Source organism: Pseudomonas sp. S10E 269 (assembly GCF_002798465.1).
In the GTDB taxonomy this organism is placed as follows: Bacteria; Pseudomonadota; Gammaproteobacteria; order Pseudomonadales; family Pseudomonadaceae; genus Aquipseudomonas; species Aquipseudomonas pergaminensis.
In genome coordinates, this window is record NZ_PHIJ01000001.1 from 473,042 (window position 1) to 493,992 (window position 20,951).

Genomic DNA, 20,951 nt, shown 5'->3' on the forward strand with positions numbered 1-20,951 from the left:
TAGGGATGACTGCAGTATCGTTAGCCACCTGAGCTGGATAAACTGCACATCTCTGCAATGACTTTAAACCAGGACTTGATAATGGACCTGTTCCAGGCAATGTCGGTGTACGTGAAAGTGGTCGAGACCGGCAGCATGACGGCGGCGGCCCAGGCCTGTGGGATGTCCACCACCATGGTCGGCAACCATTTGCGCGCCCTGGAGCAGCGACTGGGGGTCAGCCTACTCAAGCGCACCACGCGCAAACAAAGCCTTACGGAATTTGGTGGGCAGTATTACCAGCGTTGCCTGGAAGTACTGGGCTTGGTGGCCGACTCCGAGCAGCTGGCCGAGCAGGCCCACAGCGACATTCCCAAAGGCACGCTGCGTATCACCGCGCCCCCCGTGTTCGGCACCGAACGCCTGACACCGGCCTTGAGCGAGTTTTCCCGGCGCTACCCGCAGATCAACCTTTACGTGGTCCTGAGCAATGAGCGCATGGATTTGGTCGACAGCGGCTTCGACGTGGCGATCCGTCTTGGCGAATTGGAAACCTCCAGCCTGATCGCCAGGCCATTGCAGGACTACACCCTCACCCTCTGCGCGTCACCGGCCTACCTGGCGCGACACGGCACACCGCAAACCCCCGATGACCTGCAGCAGCACAACTGCCTGGCGTTCGCCTACCCGGCAAGTGACAACTGGCGCGACTCCGAAAAGCTCTGGCGCATGACCGACGATGCCGGCGAGGTGCAAATTCCGGTGTCTGGCTCATTGACCATCAACAGCTCGCAAGGTCTGCGCCAGGCGGCTGTAAACGGCATGGGCATCATCATGCTGGCCGATGCCCTGGTGCAGCCGGACCTGGACAGCGGCAAGCTGGTGGCCTTGCTGACCACCTATCGACTGCCCAGCCGCCCGATGCACCTGCTCTACGGCCAGGACCGTTATCGCCTGCCCAAGCTGCGCGCCTTTGTGGATTTCGCCATGGAGAAGTGGGCGCGCTAGTAGTCCACGCCTAATTCGTGCAGGCGCGCCGCCGTACGCTCGGCCGATACGTGGTGAATCCCCTGCCAACCCAAGGCAACCGCCGCTTCGATATTGCCGGCAACATCGTCGATAAACACCACTTCAGCCGGCTGGATATCCGGCAAGTGGGCGCGTACCTGGCTGAGGCTGGCGTGATAGATCGCCGCATCCGGCTTGATCAGCTTCAGCTCGCCGGACACCAGGATGTCGCGAAAGTACTGCAGGAACGGGTAATTGGCCCGCGCATAGGGGAACGTCTCGGCAGACCAGTTGGTAAGCCCGAACAGCGGCATGTCGGCCTGGTGCAACGCGTTGAGGATCGCCACGCCGTCTGGCAACGGGCCACGCAGCATTTCGTGCCAACGGTCGTAATAGGCCTGGATCAGGCGCTCATGATGGGGATGTTGCTCGATCAGGCTGCGGGTGCCGTCTGCCAGGGTGCGGCCAGCGTCCTGCTCGGTGTTCCAGGCCTGGGTGCAGATGTTGTCGAGAAACCATTGCCGCTCACGGTCGTCGGCAATCAGCTTGCGATACAGGTGATGCGGGTTCCAATCGAACAGGACACCGCCGAAATCAAAAACTACTGCACGAATCGTCATCAGATCCTCCGTTAGCGTGAGTGATAGCGGATGAAGTCTGGCAGATTCTGGTCGGCAGGGGTCACGCGTTGACGCGTAGGAGGGCTCTGAATAACAAACAGATCAACTGGCGGAAAGGGTGGGTGTGGGAGCTGGCTTGCCTGCGATGACATCACCGAGGTGTATCAGCTACACCTCGGTGCCTGCATCGCGGGCAAGCCCGGCTCTCGCAGCAAGCCAGTTGCTACAGGTTCGGCCGTGTTCAGGCCTGGATCAGGCCATTGATCTTGACGGTCGGGTTTACATCCGCTTCGTAATCGACGCCAGCGACTTCAAAGCCGAACAAACGCAGGAACTCCGCCTTGTAGCCGGCAAAATCGCTGATCTCGTTGACGTTGTCGTCGGTGACCTGGTTCCACAGTGCTGCCACGGCGTCCTGGACTTTGGGTTCCAGCTCGGCCAGGTCGGCACGCAGGCGGCCGTCGGCGTCGAGCTTAGGCTCTTTGCCGTACAGGCTGTCCTTGAACAGGCCGTAGACTTGCTCGATGCAACCTTCGTGGGTGCCCTGCTCTTTCATCACCTTGAACAGCAGCGACAGGTACAGCGGCATGATCGGGATCGCGGAGCTGGCCTGGGTGACCACGGCCTTGAGTACCGACACACGGGCGTCGCCCTTGAGTGCCGCGAGGTTGTCGCGCAGGGTCAGGACTTTCTTGTCGAGGTCTTTCTTGGCTTCGCCGATGGAGCCGTTCCAGTAGATGTCCTGGGTCAGCTTTTCACCGAGGTAGGTGAACGCGGTGGTCTTGGCGCCTTCGGCCAGGACGTCGGCGTCACGCAGGGCATCGATCCACAGCTGCCAGTCTTCGCCGCCCATGACTTTCACGGTGCCGTCGATTTCTTCCTGGGTAGCGGGCTCAAGGGTGGTGTCGACCACAACGCCTTTGTCGGTGTTGATGCCGCGCAGGGTCACGGCCTTGCCGATCGGCTTGAGGGTGGAGTTGTGCACCACGCCTTGCGGGTCGGTACGGCGAGGCGCGGCCAGGCTGTAGACAACCAGGTCGATCTTGCCCAGGTCTTTCTTGATGGTTTCGATGGTCAGGCGCTTGATCTCGTCGGAGAACGCGTCGCCGTTGATGCTCTTGGCGTACAGGCCTTTCTCGACGGCAAACTTCTCGAACGCGGCGCTGTTGTACCAGCCGGCGGAGCTCAGCTTGCCTTCTTCGCCTTCTTTCTCAAAAAACACGCCCAGGGTGTCGGCGCCGCAGCCAAAGGCAGCACTGATGCGCGCGGCCAGGCCGTAACCGGTGGATGCACCGAGGACCAGGACCTTTTTCGGGCCGCCTTCGATGACGCCGTGCTGAGTGACGTAGTCGATCTGCTCTTTGACGTTCGCTTCACAGCCAACAGGGTGAGCGGTCACACAGATGAAGCCACGAACCCGCGGTTTGATGATCATAAAATTTCTGCCTCTTCCAAGGTGCCGAAGGCCAGTGGTGGCCATTCAACTTCAATCGTACCGTTCTATGACGTCCAAAAAACCGAAGCGTCACGATAGTCGCAAATCTTCCGTTTACAAAATCCAATCCACTCAGTGCTACAAGGGTTAAAAACTGTGTAAAGCCTTCACAATTTCGCAATATTTAAAACGCCTATCCAGCCTCGAACGCCTTATCATGACGCAGTTGTTTCAATATGTTTCAAAAACCCCACCACTCGCAGCCAGGGATCAGGACTTGTCGAATGGCGTCCTGCTGGAGCTGAGTTACATGAATAAGCCTGCTTTGCGTAAAAAAGCGGTATCGATCGCCTGGGTACTCGGCGTGCTGCTGATCATTGATGTGTTCCCCGAAACCACGCTGGTGTTTCTCGGCCTAGTCGTAGTGTGCGGCGTCTACGACTTCCTGCGTAATGGCCTGTATGACGCGCCCACCCTCAAGAAATACTTCATCGGCAGCGGTCGCAACACCTGGCTGCTGGCGCCGTTCAACACCCTGTTCGACCTGTTGAGCTCGCGTAACCGTCACGTCTACACGATGGCCGACCTGCCACCGGCCTGGCGCGAGGACCTGCAACAGGTGATCGATAACGCCATGGCCCACAAGGACGAAATCATCGGGTACCTGGACGAACGCATGGCCGAGAAGAAGCGCGGCATGCTGTTTTTCCAGTGGTACGGCCAAGCCATCGAAACCACCCTGGATATTCCGCAACTGCGCGAAAAACTGCCGTTCGTGAAGACCATTGGCGTGTCGGTGTTCAATGAAAACCGCTCGACGTCCTTCCACTTCGGCCCGCTGCGCATGATGTTCCGCGTGCTCTACAACATGGCTCCGGCGCCCCATCACGAGGGCGTCTACATCCAGGTGGGCAAGCACAAGCATTACTGGCACGACGACCCGTTGTTTATTTTCGATGACACCTTGATGCATGCGTCTTTCAACAAAAACGATGCCAAGCGTTACTGCCTGTTCATCGATATCGTGCGGCCGACCCCGGTGCCCCTGGTTCTCAACGCCGTGATCGCTGGGTTTGCCGGCATGGCGTTTACCCTGCGTCGGGTTTTCTACAAAAACTGGAAGCTGATTCAGTAAGTTCTGCGGCATGATGGTACTGGACGGTGTTTGCGCTCGGCCTTGCGCCTGAGGTAAATAACTGTCTCGTGCGACCGAAATCGGCGCCCATCATTCTCAAGCCATCGCGGCCCCTTACGGGTGCGGTGGCTGCGCTTTCAAGGAATCAGAATGCCCCAACGTCAAGTCATCAATGCCTCCGTCAGCCCCAAGGGCAGCCTCGAAACCCTGTCACAACGTGAAGTCCAGCAACTGAGCGAAGCCGGTTCCGGCAGCATCTACACCCTGTTCCGCCAATGCGCCCTGGCGATCCTCAACACCGGCGCGCACATCGACAACGCCAAGACCATCCTCGACGCCTACAAAGACTTTGAAGTGCGCATCCACCAGCAGGACCGCGGTGTGCGCCTGGAATTGCTGAACGCCCCCGCCGATGCCTTCGTCGATGGCGAAATGATCGCCAGCACCCGCGAAATGCTGTTCAGCGCCTTGCGTGACATCGTCTACACCGAAAACGAGTTGGACAGCCAGCGCATCGACCTGAGCAATTCCCAGGGCATCACCGACTACGTGTTCCACCTGCTGCGCAACGCCCGTACGCTGCGCCCCGGTGTCGAGCCGAAGATCGTGGTGTGCTGGGGCGGCCACTCGATCAACACCGAAGAATACAAATACACCAAGAAAGTCGGCCATGAACTGGGCCTGCGCAGCCTCGACGTATGCACCGGTTGCGGCCCTGGCGTGATGAAAGGTCCGATGAAAGGCGCGACCATTTCCCACGCCAAACAACGGATCACCGGCGGGCGTTACCTGGGCCTGACCGAGCCGGGCATCATTGCGGCCGAAGCGCCGAACCCGATCGTCAACGAGCTGGTGATCTTGCCGGACATCGAAAAACGCCTGGAAGCCTTCGTCCGCGTCGGCCATGGCATCATCATCTTCCCAGGCGGTGCCGGTACGGCAGAGGAGTTCCTGTACCTGCTGGGTATCTTGATGCACCCGGACAACCGCGACTTGCCGTTCCCGGTCATTCTCACCGGGCCGAAACATGCCGCGCCGTACCTGCAACAACTGCACGCCTTCGTCGGCGCCACATTGGGCGAAGCGGCCCAGGCGCACTACCAGATCATCATTGATGACCCGGCCGAAGTAGCCCGCCAGATGACTGCTGGCCTCAAGGCGGTGAAGCAGTTCCGCCGCGAACGCAACGACGCGTTCCACTTCAACTGGCTGTTGAAGATCGACGAGGGCTTCCAGCGCCCGTTCGACCCGACCCACGAGAACATGGCCAGCCTGCAGTTGAACCACGCGCTGGCGCCTCACGAACTCGCGGCCAACCTGCGCCGTGCGTTCTCGGGGATCGTGGCGGGTAACGTCAAGGACAAAGGCATCCGCCTGATCGAGCAGAACGGCCCGTATGAAATCCACGGCGACCCGGCCATCATGAAACCGCTGGACGAACTGCTACAGGCCTTCGTCGCCCAGCACCGCATGAAATTGCCAGGCGGCGCGGCGTATGTGCCGTGCTACCGCGTGGTGCAATGACTTAGCGCTGTACCGCCACGCATTTGATTTCCACCAGTAGACCGGGGTGCGCCAGTTCGGACACCCCGATCGTGGTCCAGGCGCAATGCCCGCGTGGGAACAAGCGGTTTTTCACCTCGCGAAATACCGCCATGTGCTGGCTCATGTCGACGTGATAGGTGGTCATGTCCACCACGTCGTCGAAGGTGCAGTCGCCCTCCTCCAGAACCTCCCGCAGATTTTCCCAGGCCGCGACGAATTGCGCCTCGGGGTCCTCGATCACCGCCAATGCAGCCGTCCGCCCGACCTGGCCTGCGCAGTACAACGTCTTGCCGACCTTTACCCCGGGCACGTAGCCGGCGCGCTCGACGATGGGGTGCATGGAAGGGGGAATGATGAGGTGGCGGTCGGTCATGGTTCGTATCTCTTTAAACCCTGTGGGCGGGGACAGTTCGGGCTAGTGTTTTACCTGTTCCGCCTGACCCACGCCAGATGAGCGACCTATGGACCAACGGATATTGTCCTCGGTCACTCCTTACCCCAGGGTAAGGAATATAACGATGCAGATCTTCACTATGGCGACCGCCACACTGACCTCGAAAGGTCAAATCACCATTCCTGTCCAAGTCAGGACCGCCCTTGGCCTGGAAACAGGCGACCGGGTCGAGTAAGACCGATGTGGTGACGGTGCTGGAAACCCTGTTACGGACCCGCGAATTGACCGTGGAGCATGGTGAGATCATCTGGCAGGCACTGCGCAAGTTTATGGCGAACAAGGCCGACTTTGCAGACTGCCTGGTCGAACGCTGCGCCCATGCCGCCGGTTGCACGTACACAGCCACCTTCGACCTCAACGCGATCAAGACAACGGGCATGAAGCGCCTGGCCTGAACCGCAGCGTTGCGACTGCGGGCGGGCTTTGGTACAAACCGCTTTTACCTTGATCGAGAGAAAGACTGACGTGCGCACGTTTCTACTCGCAGCCCTTGCCATGGCCTCCACCACCGCACTGGCTGACGCCATCACCTGGCCCGACCTGCCAAAAACCTGCTTCGTCAGCGGCCGTTCCGCCACCAGTGCGGATCTTGAGAGCGGTTGCGCCGCCTTCCTGATCAATGTGAAAGGCCAGGCGGCGGGTACGCCGATCAAGCTGGATATTCCCCAGTACGCCATGCACATCGACGAAGCCACCGGCAAGGAAACCCCGGTGATCCTCATCCAGGCGGAGGAGAACGGCGAGGTCAAGGCGGTGGGTTACAGGGAGCTGGGCTCCGATCAACTCGGTGCCGCGCTGCTGCGGGAAGTTCGGCTCCTGGGCACCCAGAAGCCGATTTAGCCGGGGCTCAGCGAACCCAGCCACCACCCTGCCAGTGGTACCCATCATTACGCTGCACCCAATGCGGATGCACGTAGCGGTACCCCTCCCGCACCGGCTCCCAGTGGCCGTGCACCGCGACATAGCGTCCACCTTCCCAACGCCAGTAACCGCGTGACCAAATATAGCCATAGCGCACCGGCGGCTCGACTTCGATCACCTGCACCGGCGGCGGCTGCGGGGCGACGACTTCGACATACTCACGTTGCACCGGCCTGCGCTCATGCACAACGCGTTCTTGCACACACCCGGATGCCGCGACCACCATGGCCGCCAATGCCGCATAACGTAGCAACATAAAAAACCCTCGGGCGCTGACGCCCACAACCTGCACGGCTAAAAAATGCCCCCTTGTTACAGCCTCGCTCCTGCTTGGCCTTGGGTATTTTTAACAGGTGATGTCTGTCGGCTTGCTGAACCCAAAGCCCTCAAGAGGCGCACGCGACGGTCGGTCGCTTCAGGCGTATCAACAGCAGCCCGCCGACGACCACGGCGATGCCGGCGTAGGTCGAGGCCTGGATCACATCGCCAAACATCAACGCCGCCCATACCAGGGTGACCGGTGGTTCGAGGTAGACCAGCGCCGCCACCTGGGTCGCGGTCATCACGCGCAGCAACATCCACAGGCTCAAATAGGCGACGAAGGTCGAGAACAAGGTGAGCCAGACAATTGAGATCAATACGTCAGGATCGTGGGGAATACTCAGCGTGTCGGTGTAGAGCACCGCGCCGGTAAAGCCGATCAAGGTCAGCAGCGATTGGATGAACAATGGCAGCACCAAGCCTGCGTCCTGGCGCTGCTTAGTGCGGCGCTCATAGAGGGTCGCCAGCGTCAGCCCCAGCGCTGCGGCCAGTGGCAACGGGTACATGACCAGGCCGACACCCTTCCCGCCACTGCCATACTGCCCGGCGATCACGATGGAAACACCCATGAAGCTGATCATCAGCCCGGTCCACTGCCAGCCACCACTGCGTTCAGTCGCGCTGCCGGTCGATAGCGCCGCCGTCATCAAGGGTTGCAGCGCCGCGATGATCGCAGCTATGCCGGGAGACAAACCATTCTGGATCGCCACATAGAGGCAGCTCAGGTACAGGAACTGCGAGAGAAATCCGATGACGGCGTAATGGCGAACCTGCGCCCAAGTAACCTTCAGCAACCTGACATTCAGGAACAGCCCCAGGCACACCGAGACCAGCAGGAAGCGCCAGAACAGCAGATTGAAGGCGCCGCCGCCTTGCGTACCCAGTTTGGCGCCGATGTAGCCAGAGCTCCATGAGAGTACAAATGCCACCTGCAACAGCAGCCGCTTTAAGGTTGATCGCGTCATGAGGCCTGCCCGTCAGTTCACGTTGACTGAAAGGCTAAGGGCCGCGCATGCTTCTGTATATTTGAATAAGCCGCACCATCAATTCGAAATAGTGGAATCATGGCCAAACAACTGAATATCGACCTGTTGCGCACCTTCCACGCGGTGGCGCGTTTCGGGCGCTTCAACGAAGCGGCCGAGCATGTGCATCGCAGCGCCTCCACCGTGACGACACAGATACAGAAGCTGGAAGATCAGGTTGGCCAGCGCCTGTTCAGCCGCAGCAACCAAGGCGTGGAGTTGACGCTTTACGGCAAGAAACTGCTGGGTGAAACCACCGAGTTTCTCAAGAGCCATGACCGCCTGCTGATCTCGCTGATGCCACAGCGTATGGAGGGCAAGATCCGCCTGGGCGTTCCGGACACCTATGCGCCGGCGTTCATACAGGAGTTTCTGCCTCGACTGATCGCTGACAATCCGCTGCTGGAATTGGAAATCGAAGCGCGCACCAGTGGCGAATTGCTGAACCTGTTCATGGCCGACCAACTGGACCTGACGATCACCGTCAGCGCCCAGCCGCTGGCACAGGGCGAACGCTTGGGGCCCGTGCAGCCGCTGTGGGTCGCGAGCGAGCGCTTCAATTGCCCAACCCATGCACCGCTGCCCATCACCGTACCTATCGCGGGTTGCCCGTATCGCGCAGCCGCGTTGCGAGCATTACAGGATTACGGGCTTTACCACCGCTTGCTGCTGGAAAGCCCCAACTCATCCGCGGTTGAAGCCTGTGTTCGCAGTGGCGTTGCGGTGGGCCTGATGGAAGAGAGCCGCATGGGCGAAGGGCTTGTGCACATGACAGAACTGCCACCGCTGCCTGCACAACACCTGTACTTGTTGTGCGATTCCGGCAACGCGCTAGCCTTGCACCTGAATGAGCAAATCAGGCACTTCAGGGTTTGAACACCAGCCACAAAAAAGCCCGCTGACCGTCACCGGTTCAGCGGGCTTTTCACATCGGCTGGGTACTTAGCTTACAGCGCCAGGTCAGAGGCCGGCTTGCTCGGCTCAGCCGCAGGCTTGGCCGCCTCGGTAGCCTTTGGCGCTGTCACTTGCGGGATCGCAGGTGGTGGCGTCAGTTGCAGGATACCGGCGGTGTAGGCCCATTCCTTGGCAACAGCTTCAGGGCTGTCGTTCAGCTTGGTGCCATAGCTCGGTACGATCTGGTGCAGCTTGGACTGCCACTCAGGGGTCGCCACCTTGTCCTTGAACACTTTCTGCAGCACGGTCAGCATGATCGGAGCCGCAGTGGACGCGCCTGGCGATGCACCCAACAGGCCTGCAATGGTGTTGTCGGCGGAGCTGACCACTTCGGTACCGAGTTTCAGGACGCCGCCCTGCTCTTCGTCACGCTTGATGATCTGCACGCGCTGACCGGCTTGCCACAGGCGCCAGTCGGATTGCTTGGCGTTCGGGAAGTACTCTTGCAGCGCCTTGAAGCGGTCGTCATCCGACAGCATCAGTTGGCCGGCGAGGTACTCGACCAGTGGGTATTCACGAATACCGACTTTGGTCATTGGCCAGATGTTGTGGGTGGTGGTGCTGGTCAGCAGGTCCAGGTACGAGCCTTCTTTCAGGAACTTGGTCGAGAAGGTGGCGAATGGGCCAAACAGGATTACGCGCTTGCCATCCAGCACACGGGTGTCCAGGTGCGGAACCGACATCGGTGGCGCGCCAACCGAAGCTTTACCGTAGGCCTTGGCCAAGTGCTGCTCGGCGATGGTTGGGTTATCGGTCACCAGGAACGAGCCGCCAACCGGGAAGCCAGCGTATTCCTTGGCTTCAGGAATGCCCGACTTTTGCAGCAGGTGCAGTGCACCGCCGCCGGCGCCGATGAACACGAACTTGGCGTCGGTTTCAGTCTTGGTGCCGTCTTTCAGGTTTTTGTAGCTCACGCGCCACGAACCGTCGGCGTTCTTGGTGATGTCCTGCACTTCGCTCGACAGTTTCAGGTCGAACTTAGGCGTGGTTTGCAGGTGAGCGACGAACTGGCGGGTGATCTCGCCGAAGTTCACGTCGGTGCCGATCGGGGTCCAGGTGGCCGCGATTTTCTGGTTCGGGTCACGCCCTTCCATCATCAGCGGAACCCACTTGGCGATCTGCGCCGGGTCTTCGGAGTACTGCATGCCGGCGAACAGCGGGCTCGCTTGCAGCGCTTCGTAGCGTTTTTTCAGGAACTTGATGTTGTCATCGCCCCACACGAAGCTCATGTGCGGCGTGGAGTTGATGAACGAACGCGGGTTCTTCAGCACGCCCTGCTGGACCTGCCAGGACCAGAACTGACGGGAGATCTGGAACGCTTCGTTGATCTCGACCGCTTTCGGGATCTCAACGTTGCCGTTCTTGTCTTCCGGGGTGTAGTTCAGCTCAGCCAGGGCCGAGTGACCGGTACCGGCGTTGTTCCAGCCGTTGGAGCTTTCTTCGGCCACGCCATCGAGGCGCTCGACCATTTCCATCGACCAGCCCGGCTCCAGCTCATTGAGCCATACACCCAGGGTCGCACTCATGATGCCGCCGCCGATCAGCAGCACATCGACTTTCTTTGCCTCTTCCGCTTGAACGGACGTGATCCCCAGCGACAAAGCCAGCCCCAGCAGGGCAGTGTTTACTTTTTTAAACATCAGTAGCACCTATGATAAAACGCCATCCGCCCTACCGCCCCTGATCATGGGCAACCCTCATTCACGCTGCGCCAGGCAACGCACCGCGGGGTTCGCACATTCACTCAAGGACCGCAGGGTGGGCACACAAGGCCGACGTATCGACCTCACTTTTATGTCCCTTCTGCGCTGACTTCTTATCATTATTGGCTTCAGCTACCTGGGCGACAGCCAACTGCCGGGACGTATACGGATGTACGTACCAGAGAGAGACTAGACCAAGATGGCGCGCAGAATATCACGCCCGGCGTCGGATATGGACTCGCCAGTCGCAAGGCCATCAGTTCGCCAGTTTTTAAGATCTGTCTCATGGGCCTATAAATCGCAGCATTGCACTATGGATTGGCTCACCCAACGGGTAGCAGACAACCTTCCATCCTTTAAAAGAGGCATTGCAATGCTGAACAAACTGAGCCAACTCACCCTTGCCTGCGGCGCTTGCTGGCTGCTGGCTGGCACTGCACAGGCTGCGGACGGGCAGATCGAATTCACCGGTTCGGTCACCGACAACGCGTGCACCATCACCACCGGCGACGTGAATAAATCCGTGACCCTGGACGCGGTACGTATTGCCGACTTCGCACCCACCGTGGGTTCCACCGCCAAGCCCAAAGCGTTCTCCATCAGCCTGGACAACTGCAGCACCGCGACCCGCAAGAACGCCGCCATTACCTTCAGTGGTCAGCAGGACGCCACCGATTCGACCCTGCTCGGTCTGACCGGGGAAAATCAAGTGCGCGGCATCGCGATTCAGATCGCCGACTCGCGTACCGGCAAAAAGCTGCCACTGAACACGGCGACCGCCGATTACGACCTGCGTACGCAGTCCAACACCTTCGACTTCACCGCCGCCTACGTGCGTACCGTCGCCGACACGACTACCGGCGAAGGCGACGATGCCGTGACCACGTCCGGTATCGGCACCGGTCAGGTGCACGCGCTGGCCAGCTTCGACGTTACCTACAAGTAATTGCTCGTCAATACCGTGGGCCGCTCGCCGGCCCACGGACTTTCAAAGGTCTCTCATCATGCGTTTGAACCTGTGTTTTTTGCTCGCCCTGTTGCCGCTCTGGCACAGCGCGGCAGCCAATGCCGCCGTCACGGTCGGCGCCACGCGGCTGATCTACGACGGGGCTTCCAGTGAAGCCAACCTCACCGTCAGCAATCGCGAAGACACCTCGCCCTACCTGGTGCAATCCTGGGTCAGCCGCTTTGGCACGGGCAATGACGAAAGTGTCGACAGCTTTATCGTCACCCCGCCGCTGTTCCGACTCGATGCGAACAAGGAAAACATCCTGCGCGTCATCTTTACCGGGGGCGCCGATGTACCCCAGGACCGCGAAAGCCTGTTCCTGATGAACGTCAAGGCGATTCCGGCCATGAGCGACGACCAGAAAGGCAAGAACGTGCTGCAGATTGCTCTCAAGACCACCATCAAGCTGTTCTACCGCCCCGCAGGCGTCAAAGGCTCGCTCAAGGACGCAGTGGCACAGGTGGGCTGGACGTCAACCGCGGGGGCATTGCAATTCAATAACGCCTCCAAGCTGCACGTCGTGGTCAGCGAACTCACACTCAACGGCCTGCCGATCACCCAGGCGCCGGATGTGCTACGCCCTGGGGAACAGCGCGAACTACCGATCCAGGCCAAGGCGGGCGATGACGTGTCGCTCAGCTACATCGACGACTACGGCAGCATCGTGACCGCCCCCCTTATCCGCATTCATTGATACACGCGCACGCCCCCATCAGGAACGCCCATGCACCGTTCATTCCCATTCACGCGCCGTCGCGCCGTGAAGGCTTTCGGCTGTCCGCTCGTGGCTGCCGTGGCCTTGCACCTGGCCCCCGCACAAGCCGGCTACGAGTTCGATGCCTCGTTCCTCGAGATCGGCGGTGGGCAGAGTTCGGCGGCGGTGAAACAACAGGTCAGCGCCATGAGCGAAGGCCAGTTGCCGGGAATCTACCGGGTCGATGTGCTAGTCAACCAACACGCTGTCGACCAGCGCGACGTGCGCTTCGTGCGCGCCACCGGCACGGCGGATCGCTCGGCCACGGGGCTGTTCCCGTGCCTGGATGCGGATTTTTTGCGCGCCCAGGGCGTGGCCGAAACGGCCCTGCAAAACCGAAGCGATGCGGACCCCACCTGCGTGGCCTTCGACCAAGGCCTGGCCGGGGTGGTCTACGACTACGACTTCAACCGCCAGTTGCTATCGATCGACATTCCTCAGGCGTACCTGGGCAGTATTGCGTTTGAGGTGCGCCGTCGGCAGTGGAGCACCGGTGAGAACGTGGCGTTCACCAACTACAGCTTCAGCGGCAGCACAACAGAGTCCGACAGCGGCCGTCGCCAGAACCAGTTCGGTAGCCTTCGCAGTGGCATCAATGCCGGGGCCTGGCGCCTGCGCAATTTCTCGACCTGGCAGAAAGGCACGGGCGACACCGGGCGCTGGGAGTCGATGGAAACCTATGCCCAACGGGACATGGGCAACATGATGGCGATTGCCACCCTGGGCGACGCTACCACTGAGGGCGACCTGTTCGACGCGATTCCCTATCGCGGCGTGGGCATCGCCTCGGACCTGGACATGCTGCCCGACCAGTCCCGTGAATTCGCACCGGTGGTGCGCGGCATCGCCAATGGCCGCTCGCGGGTGATCATCCGCCAGCGTGGCTACGTGATCCATGAGCAATGGGTGCCATCGGGGCCGTTTGCCTTGACGGATCTGTATCCCACCGCCAGCAATGGTGACATCGAGGTCACCGTGGAAGGCCCGGATGGCCAGCGCCAGGTCTACACCCAGTCGTTCTCGTCGGTGCCCTACATGCTGCGCGAGGGGCAGCAAAGCTATTCGTTGTTCGCCGGCCAGTACCGCCCGGCGCAGTCGGCCTTTGCACAAGAAACCCCGGCCTTCCTCCAGGCCTCCCTGCGCCGAGGTTTGAGTGGCAGTACCACGCTATTCGGCGCCAGCCTGCTCAGCGACCAATACAACGCCGGCCTGCTGGGTTTCGCCCACGACTTCGCCGGCTTCGGCGCGATTTCAGTGGACGTGACCCACGCCCGCAGCGACGCCATGGGCCATGAAAAAACCAGCGCCAGCGGCCAGTCGTTCCGGTTTCGCTATTCAAAATCCCTGGCGGCCACCGACACCAATTTCAGCCTGATCGGCTACCGCTATTCCACTGGCAGCTACTACTCGTTCAACGAAGCGCTCAACAGCCGCAATGCCGGGCAAACCCTGGACACCTACCGCCGCGGCCATATGAAAAGCAACTTCACCGCCAACGTGTCCCAGCAACTGGGCGGCTACGGCGGGGTGTACGCCAACGTGTCGAAAACCGCGTATTGGGACAGGGGCCATGCCGACACCTCGATCCAATTGGGTTATAGCGTGAGCGCCGGGAGTGTTTCCTACTCCCTCGGGTTGGGCCTGAACAAAGGTGCTGACAGCAACGATCGCAGCCTGTCCCTGAGTGTCAGCATGCCCCTGGGCAGCCCGCGCAACCAACGTGTCACCGCGAGCATGAACCAGAGCGCGCGCGGCGCGGCGTCACGCACCGCGACCCTCAGTGGTAACGCTTTTGACGATGACACCCTGGCTTACAGCGCGGGCGTGGCGCAGCAAGTCAACGGCGCCCAACGCCAGACGGGCGGCACGTTCGCCGCCCAGTACGACGCGCCGAGTGCGATTGTGCGCGGCGCTTACAACGAGTCCACCGGCAACCGCCAATTGGACCTGGGCGTAGAAGGCTCAGTGGTGGCGTACGGCAGCAACCTGATGTTCAGCCAGCCGCTGGGCGAAACCAACGTGATCGTGGCCACGCCAGGAGCCGCCGATGTGGCGATCACCAACAAGCGTGGGGTGCGCACCAACGCCAATGGCTACACGGTGGTGCCGTCCGCCCTGCCCTATCGTAAGAACCGCGTGTCCCTGGACACCCAGTCGATGTCCGCTGACATCGACATCGCCGAGCCGGTGCAGGAAGTCACGCCCAATCGCGGCGCCTTTGTGCTGGCGGACTTCGACACTCGGCGCGGCAAACGCATTCTGTTCCGCATCAGCGACACCCAGGGCGAAGCCGCGCCCTTTGCCGCCCGCGCCGAGCTCTTTGCGATAGACGGGCGTTCGCTGGGCAACACCCTGGTGGCGGACAAAGGTCGCGTGTTCCTGACCGGCGTGCCGCCAGAGGCGCGACTGATGATCAGCGTGGACGGGCAACCGTGGTGCAGCCGCGACTTGAAACTGAACGACGACGGGCCCGCCGAGGGCGGGATTACGCAGATCAACCTTCAATGTGAGCGCGCGGCCGGTGGGTCGGGCGCCAAGGATTCGTGACCATGATCGTGAATATACGCAACCGCGTGACACTGGCGCTGTGGGCCGGCGTGCTTTGCTGCCTGTCATTTCAGGCGCAGGCACTGATCGGCGGCAACGTCGAATGCGGAACGCCGGGCTACCCGACCTATGGCTACCGTTTCCAGCCGGGTGAAGCGATCAATGTCGAGTACAGCGCCACGTGCACGATTCGCCGTGCCTTTCCCTACGCGGCAGGCGTGAACACCAGCATTACCTACGGGACGGGCTACAACCATGCCGCACTGCAGTTTGTAGACCCCTCCAGCTGGACCGTTCTGCCGCAACTTGATATTGGTAAATTCAGTGGAATCTGCCTGGGTGGTACGTGCCAGCGATTGCCCCTCAACACAGTGGTGCGCTATCGCTACAACCTGGTGGGCACCGCGCCCAGAACCACCGGCACGCGCAACGTGCAAGTACGTATTGGCGTGACCTCACTTAACTACCTGGCATGGGCCGAATGGTTCCTGGATATGCCTTTTGTGTACACCGTCTACACACCGGCATGCACGCTGAGCTCGCCCAGTGCCGTCAACCTGCGCTTCGGCAACATCAGCAACGCCGACCTCAGCAGCCAGGTGCAATCCACCACGGTGTCGGTCAAGTGTGCGACCGCCGTGCAAGCCACGGCCACCCTGAGGCCGAGCCAGGCCGTGGTCAACGCCACAACCGGGGTATCACGCACCACGCTGGCCGGCTTGAACATGCAGGCGATCTGGACCGACTCCTACAACCCGGTGGACTTCAGCGGCGTGCGCAACCTGCAACTGAAGACTGGCAGCAACAACGTCAATCTCAGTTTCAAACCGCAACTGGTCGCCGGCCAGTCGCCCACCGGTGCATTCCAAAGCCAATACACCCTGACCATCGATTACCGCTGAGGCCCTCGTCATGAAAACTTCGCTGTTCGCCCTGGCGTTGTTCAGCGCCACCGCCCAGGCCGCCGACACGGTGAATATCACCGTCAGCGGCACCCTCACCCGCCCACCCTGTGCGCTGAACACCGGCACCACCCTCACGGCTGCGTTCGGCAATGTGCGCACCGACCAGGTGGCAACCACCGAAACCGTAGCGTTGCCGGTACGCATGACGTGCCCGGCGGGCTCATCGCTGAACGTCAGCTTCACCGCCAACAACGGCACCTACACCGCCACCGTGGCCAAGACCACCGCTGACAACCTCGGTGTGTCGTTACTCTGGGCGGACGACACTGCAGCGAACCTCACCGGCACCACCAAGACGTACAGCAACCTCAGCGGCACCGTGGACATCAGCCTCAAGGCAAAGCTGGTCGAGCGTGGCACGCTAGCGCCTGGCGCATTTACGTCGTCCATGGTCATGACCCTCAATTACCTATGAAGGCGCTCACCTGGATTCTGCTGATCGTGGCCGGCACCGCCCCCCTCGCGCAACCGGCGGAGCAAGCGCAGATCGACGTCAGCGGCAAGCTGATCACCCCACCCTGCACGGCGCGCTTTCCAAGCACGCAACAGGTGGAGCTGGGCAAGGTCAACCTCAACCAGTTAGCCGACGACAGCGCCGGCGCCACCGACGTGCCGCTGGTGTTCGATTGCCAAGCCAACAGCCACGTCAGCCTTACGCTCTCTGCCGGGCTGGGAAGCGTCGACAGCCACACCCTGCTCACCAGCCGCCCGGCGCTGGGGTTGCAGCTTGGTTTGCTGAATAAAGGCGCGAAGGCTGATTTCAGCCTGGGTAAAACCGGCACCTGGCCGGTAATCGACGAACCCTTGGAACTGACCCTGCGGGTCAAGCCCGTGTCCCTGGGTGAACTGCCCGACGCGGGCAGCTACAGCGCGATGCTGTTGATGCAGATCACCTACCGCTGACTACTGGAACTGCCGGGCCTCGATGCAATAGGTCAGCAATGCCTGGTCGCTGTCGACTTCCAGCTTGCGCATGGCCGAGATTTTCTGCGCGCTGACGGTCTTGTTGCTACGGCTCAACTGCCGCGCGATGTCACTGACGCTCATGCCCGTCACGAATAAACGCAACACTTCCATTTCCCGCGGCGACAGGCTCTGGAAACGCTCCTGCACCTGGTACGCGCTGCCCAACACCGACGTTGCCGCAGGCGCAGGCGCCTGGTAATTGCGCTGGGCACTGATGGCGCCCAGGGCTTTTTCGATTTCGCCGTGCAGGTGGTTTTTCTGGATCACGCCCGCCACCCCCAGTTCCTGTAGACGGCTGAGGATCAGGCTGTTGGAGATCATGGTCAGCACCAGCACCTGGGTGTCGGCGAAGTGCCGCAGGATGTACTCGATCAGTTTCAAGCCATCGCCGTAGGTGTCGTCGCCCGGCATGTTGAAATCAGTGATCAGCACTTGCGGCCGATGCGTGCGTAACAGCTCGATCAGTTGGCTGGAACTGACGGCCTCGCCCACCAGGCGATAACGTGAATCACGTTGCACAATCTCGCGCACGCCCACCAGAACGATCGGGTGGTCGTCGGCAATGACGACATTCATTTCTCGCATTATTTATCTTCCTTGTAGTGAGCTTTCGACTCTGCCAGCAAGCAGTGCGCCACCGCCGTCAGCCGCGCACACAACGCCCTGATCTGCGTGGTCGCGTAGTGATCCAGGGGGCCTTCGTACAGCGTGTTTTCCCAGGTCTGACACGCATTGGAGAGCAACCCGGCACGCACACTGGCCAGCGCACCGTTGAGGCTATGCAGGCGCTGGCGCACCCGGTCGGCATCGCCGGCGGCCAGGCCCTGTTCGATGTGCTGCACATCCTCCAGCAAGGTATCGCCCATCAATTGGCGCATGGACGGGGACAACTCGATCCAGCCGTCGCGGTCACGCTCCGCCGGAGGCACCGCCAGGGCGCTGGCGCGGCGACAGTGCGCCATCAAGGCCTGACGCAGCGTGCTCATGCTCAGCGGCTTGACCACCCAGGCGTTCATGCCGACCGCCAGGCAACGCTCGCCTTCCTCGCGCAGGGCGTTGGCGGTCACGCCAATAATCGGCACCTGCACCCCCTGTTCACGCAGTGCGCGGGCCAAGTCATAGCCGTTGAGGCGCGGCATGTTGATGTCGGTGATCACCAGGTCGAACGGCTGCGAGCCCCAGATTTGCAAGGCGTGCTCGCCGTCCCGCGCTACGGTGGCCTGGGCGCCGAGGGCTTCGAGCTGCTCTTGCAGCACGGCCTGGCTGACCGGGTTGTCTTCGGCCACCAGCACCCGCACGTTCAGGCAAGGCGCATCCAGGCACGACGGCACCAGTTCGGGGCTGGCCACCAAGGGGGCACCGTCAACGATCGGCAAGGTGATGAACAGCGAAAAGCTGCTGCCCAACCCAGGCTCACTGACCACGCGCATGCTGCCGCCCATCAACTCACTCAAGCGCGAGCAGATCGACAGTCCCAGTCCCGCCCCGTTGCCATCCTGGCCGCCCGCCACTTGGTAGAACGGCTTGAACAATTGATCCAGGGCCTTTTCCGGAATGCCCACGCCGGTATCGGTGACTTGCCATTGCAGGGCGACTTCATTGGCGAGCAGTGCCTGCACGGTCAGCCGCAAACGCACGCGCCCCGACTCGGTGAACTTGATCGCATTGCCCAGCAGGTTATGCAGGATCTGGCGGATACGCCCCGCATCGCCCAGCAGTTGGGGGGGCACTTGCGGGTCGATTTCCGCATCGATCTGCAAACCCTTGTTGCGTGCCGTGGCGGTAAAGCCCAGCACGGCCTCCTCCACCAGTTGCCGCGGATTGAACGGCGCCGCTTCCACGGCCATTTGCCCGGACTCGATCTTCGACACGTCGAGTATGTTGCTGATCAGTTGAAACAGCACGGTGGACGAGCCTTGGATAATTTCCAGGTACTGGCGCTGGCGCTCGCTCATGGCGGTCAGGGCCATCAGTTCCAGGTTGCCCAGCACACCGTACAGGGGCGTGCGGATCTCATGGCTCATGGTGGCCAGGAACACGGTCTTGGCTTCATTGGCGGCCGTGGCTTCCTGGCGGGCCTGGTTCAACTGCAAGGTTTCGTCCACATGGCGGGTGATGTCGTTGCAGCCGCACAGAAACACGTCTTCGCCTTCGTAGCGCGCGGCCACCACCACAATTTGCAGGTAGCGGCCCTGCACGGCCAGGCACATCTCGCCGGGGGTTTCCGGGCCGTCGTTGGCCTTGAGCACGGCCACCAGCGGTGCGGTGCCCCCCAGGAGCAAGGCACGCTGGTTTTCCAGCAACAACTGGCAGTCGCTGCGCCGCACCACACACAGGCCCGCCGGGGCGTTGTGCAGCATGATGCGGTTGAACGCCTCGCTATCGAACAGACGCTCCTGGGCACGTTGGGCCGGGCTGACAATGCGGGTCTTGTACCAATGGTTGATCCACCAGCCCAGCAGCACGGCCGCCAGAAACGTCAGGCCCAGGCCCAACAGCGGCCACTTGGCGTAGCGCAGGAAATCCTGATAGCTGATGGCGTACAGGCCAGTCCAGTGCTCGCCGCCCTCGCTGAGCATCTTGAAGCGCAACCCCTGGCTGTTGAAGCTCAGGCCCAGGGGCGCCATGTGTTCATCACCCAGGCTGCCGAGCAAGACATCGCCCTGGGGTGAGATCAGGGTGAACTGGTTGTAGACCGAGCGCTGCAGCACCCGCTCGAACTCATCGACCTGGGAGGTATCCACCACGGCCGCCAAAGTCAGCAGGCCCTGGGGTTGATTGGCCGGGAGCACGGCGGCGGGCGCATCGAGGCCGATCATCGCGACCACGCTGCGGCTGCGTGGATACAGCTGCAAGGGCGCACGCATCCAGCGTACGCGGCTGTCGGTGAGCAACAGGCTTTGGCTTTGTTGTAACTGGTGCAGGCGGCTCACCACCTCGCGGTAGTGTTCGCGCAACAACGGCTGATGCTGGCGCAGGCCGCCAATGCCCGGTACGGCCAGGCTGGCGACGTCATTGGGCGTAAACACGAACACCTGCGGCGAGGCATAAAAGGAACTGGCCCAGTAGCCGCCGTAGTAGTCGGTCAATTGCACGCCAAACGCCAGCGCGCGGCGCGTGTCATCCGCCGAGAACCCCACCGCGTGGGACAAGGTAAATGGCAACGACAAGGCAAAGCCCTTGGCTTGCACCACCACGTGCCCGGCGTCGCGCTGCAGCTCCACCACCTGGGTGGATTGCACCGACGGCAGCGGCGGCGCATTGCTGCGGCTGTAGCCAACCGCGACGTTGCGCAGGAACGCCTCGTGCTCGTGAATGATCTCCACCACGCGGGCGAAGTGAAACTCGACCTTTTCCTGCTCGGCATCGAGCAACCGCGAGACCGCCCAGTAGCAACTGCTGGACAGCAACAGGACGAGCCCGGTGAGCAGCAACAGGGCGGTGTTCAAGCGCTGGGAACTCTGTGCCAGCTTATCCAGGCGCAGGCTTGCATGTTTCATCGTCAGTACCGCAGAAGCCTGAATCAGGACGTGGAGCCTATGCATGATCCCGGCATTGGCCAATAACGCCCGGCTGACCGGGCGACCCTTCCTTCGGGCTTCTTGAGTGT

Annotated in this window: 19 protein-coding genes and 2 pseudogenes; 13 read left to right on the forward strand and 8 right to left on the reverse strand. The window is 61.3% G+C overall.

The genetic code is table 11. From position 1 onward, the window contains the following. Positions 1 to 81 precede the first annotated feature (81 nt). Positions 82 to 987, forward strand: a complete 906-nt coding sequence (locus CWC48_RS02295; RefSeq protein WP_078047474.1) for a LysR family transcriptional regulator — start codon at positions 82 to 84, stop codon at positions 985 to 987. Here the strand turns inward: CWC48_RS02295 and CWC48_RS02300 are convergent. Then, the gene (locus CWC48_RS02300) at positions 984 to 1,607 is read right to left on the reverse strand and encodes an HAD family phosphatase (RefSeq protein ID WP_100491262.1); all 624 of its coding nucleotides are present in this window, start codon (positions 1,605 to 1,607) and stop codon (positions 984 to 986) included. The two genes, CWC48_RS02295 and CWC48_RS02300, sit on opposite strands and share 4 nt — an antisense overlap. A gap of 241 nt (positions 1,608 to 1,848) precedes the next feature. Next, a complete protein-coding gene (gene fabV / locus CWC48_RS02305) occupies positions 1,849 to 3,042 on the reverse strand; it encodes an enoyl-ACP reductase FabV (RefSeq protein WP_100491263.1) in 1,194 nt (397 codons plus the stop codon). A 310-nt stretch (positions 3,043 to 3,352) separates the two neighbouring features. Between fabV and CWC48_RS02310 the strand changes: the two genes are divergently transcribed. Both CWC48_RS02310 and ppnN read left to right on the forward strand, forming a co-directional pair. After that, positions 3,353 to 4,177 (forward strand): aspartyl/asparaginyl beta-hydroxylase domain-containing protein, encoded by an 825-nt coding sequence (locus CWC48_RS02310; protein ID WP_100491264.1) that lies wholly within the window; start codon positions 3,353 to 3,355, stop codon positions 4,175 to 4,177. 150 nt (positions 4,178 to 4,327) lie between these two features. Continuing rightward, positions 4,328 to 5,701 carry a nucleotide 5'-monophosphate nucleosidase PpnN gene (gene ppnN, locus CWC48_RS02315; protein ID WP_078047470.1) on the forward strand — a complete coding sequence of 458 codons (1,374 nt, stop codon included), beginning with the start codon at positions 4,328 to 4,330 and terminating at the stop codon, positions 5,699 to 5,701. 1 nt (position 5,702) lies between these two features. Here ppnN and CWC48_RS02320 read toward each other — a convergent pair whose 3' ends face one another. Further along, a complete protein-coding gene (locus CWC48_RS02320) occupies positions 5,703 to 6,095 on the reverse strand; it encodes a RidA family protein (protein WP_100491265.1) in 393 nt (130 codons plus the stop codon). An 88-nt stretch (positions 6,096 to 6,183) separates the two neighbouring features. Here CWC48_RS02320 and CWC48_RS02325 point away from each other — a divergent pair. From CWC48_RS02325 to CWC48_RS02335, 3 genes and pseudogenes are all read left to right on the forward strand, one after another. Continuing rightward, positions 6,184 to 6,348 (forward strand): annotated as a pseudogene (locus CWC48_RS02325) (AbrB/MazE/SpoVT family DNA-binding domain-containing protein); the annotation flags it as partial. Further along, positions 6,344 to 6,571, forward strand: a pseudogene (locus CWC48_RS02330) (VapC toxin family PIN domain ribonuclease); the annotation flags it as partial. The pseudogenes CWC48_RS02325 and CWC48_RS02330, both read left to right, overlap by 5 nt. A 100-nt stretch (positions 6,572 to 6,671) precedes the next feature. Further along, complete coding sequence (locus CWC48_RS02335; protein ID WP_100491266.1) at positions 6,672 to 7,016, forward strand: hypothetical protein; 345 nt, start codon at positions 6,672 to 6,674, stop codon at positions 7,014 to 7,016. Between the two features lie 7 nt (positions 7,017 to 7,023). Here the strand turns inward: CWC48_RS02335 and CWC48_RS02340 are convergent, their stop codons facing one another. Both CWC48_RS02340 and CWC48_RS02345 read right to left on the reverse strand, forming a co-directional pair. Next, entirely contained in the window at positions 7,024 to 7,353 is a 330-nt protein-coding gene (locus tag CWC48_RS02340) for a YXWGXW repeat-containing protein (protein WP_043274284.1), read from the reverse strand. Positions 7,354 to 7,483: 130 nt separating this feature from the next. Beyond that, positions 7,484 to 8,383 carry a DMT family transporter gene (locus CWC48_RS02345; RefSeq protein ID WP_100491267.1) on the reverse strand — a complete coding sequence of 300 codons (900 nt, stop codon included), beginning with the start codon at positions 8,381 to 8,383 and terminating at the stop codon, positions 7,484 to 7,486. 99 nt (positions 8,384 to 8,482) lie between these two features. On the opposite strand from CWC48_RS02345, the gene CWC48_RS02350 reads away from it, so the two are divergent. Next, positions 8,483 to 9,319, forward strand: coding sequence for a LysR family transcriptional regulator (locus tag CWC48_RS02350; RefSeq protein WP_100491268.1), 837 nt, complete (start codon positions 8,483 to 8,485; stop codon positions 9,317 to 9,319). Between the two features lie 71 nt (positions 9,320 to 9,390). On the opposite strand, the gene mqo is transcribed toward CWC48_RS02350, so the two are convergent. Then, positions 9,391 to 11,037, reverse strand: a complete 1,647-nt coding sequence (gene mqo / locus CWC48_RS02355; RefSeq protein ID WP_078047465.1) for a malate dehydrogenase (quinone) — start codon at positions 11,035 to 11,037, stop codon at positions 9,391 to 9,393. 436 nt (positions 11,038 to 11,473) lie between these two features. On the opposite strand from mqo, the gene CWC48_RS02360 reads away from it, so the two are divergent. Genes CWC48_RS02360 through CWC48_RS02385 form a run of 6 tightly spaced genes read left to right on the forward strand, consistent with a single transcriptional unit; the run spans position 11,474 to position 17,278 of the window. After that, the gene (locus CWC48_RS02360; RefSeq protein ID WP_078047464.1) at positions 11,474 to 12,046 is read left to right on the forward strand and encodes a fimbrial protein; all 573 of its coding nucleotides are present in this window, start codon (positions 11,474 to 11,476) and stop codon (positions 12,044 to 12,046) included. 58 nt (positions 12,047 to 12,104) lie between these two features. Beyond that, a complete protein-coding gene (locus CWC48_RS02365; protein ID WP_078047463.1) occupies positions 12,105 to 12,803 on the forward strand; it encodes a molecular chaperone in 699 nt (232 codons plus the stop codon). 30 nt (positions 12,804 to 12,833) lie between these two features. Then, on the forward strand, positions 12,834 to 15,410 hold the full coding sequence (locus CWC48_RS02370; protein ID WP_078047462.1) for a fimbria/pilus outer membrane usher protein: 2,577 nt from the start codon (positions 12,834 to 12,836) through the stop codon (positions 15,408 to 15,410). 2 nt (positions 15,411 to 15,412) lie between these two features. After that, positions 15,413 to 16,312, forward strand: coding sequence for a fimbrial protein (locus CWC48_RS02375; RefSeq protein WP_078047461.1), 900 nt, complete (start codon positions 15,413 to 15,415; stop codon positions 16,310 to 16,312). Between the two features lie 10 nt (positions 16,313 to 16,322). Then, entirely contained in the window at positions 16,323 to 16,790 is a 468-nt protein-coding gene (locus CWC48_RS02380; RefSeq protein WP_078047460.1) for a fimbrial protein, read from the forward strand. Beyond that, positions 16,787 to 17,278: a fimbrial protein gene (locus tag CWC48_RS02385; protein WP_100491269.1), complete on the forward strand. Its 492-nt coding sequence runs from the start codon at positions 16,787 to 16,789 to the stop codon at positions 17,276 to 17,278. The genes CWC48_RS02380 and CWC48_RS02385 overlap by 4 nt, the downstream gene beginning before the upstream one ends. Here the strand turns inward: CWC48_RS02385 and CWC48_RS02390 are convergent, their stop codons facing one another. Further along, the gene (locus CWC48_RS02390) at positions 17,279 to 17,926 is read right to left on the reverse strand and encodes a response regulator (RefSeq protein WP_100491270.1); all 648 of its coding nucleotides are present in this window, start codon (positions 17,924 to 17,926) and stop codon (positions 17,279 to 17,281) included. Continuing rightward, the gene (locus tag CWC48_RS02395) at positions 17,926 to 20,841 is read right to left on the reverse strand and encodes an ATP-binding protein (RefSeq protein WP_100491271.1); all 2,916 of its coding nucleotides are present in this window, start codon (positions 20,839 to 20,841) and stop codon (positions 17,926 to 17,928) included. Before CWC48_RS02395 ends, CWC48_RS02390 begins: the two co-directional genes overlap by 1 nt. Positions 20,842 to 20,951 lie beyond the last annotated feature (110 nt).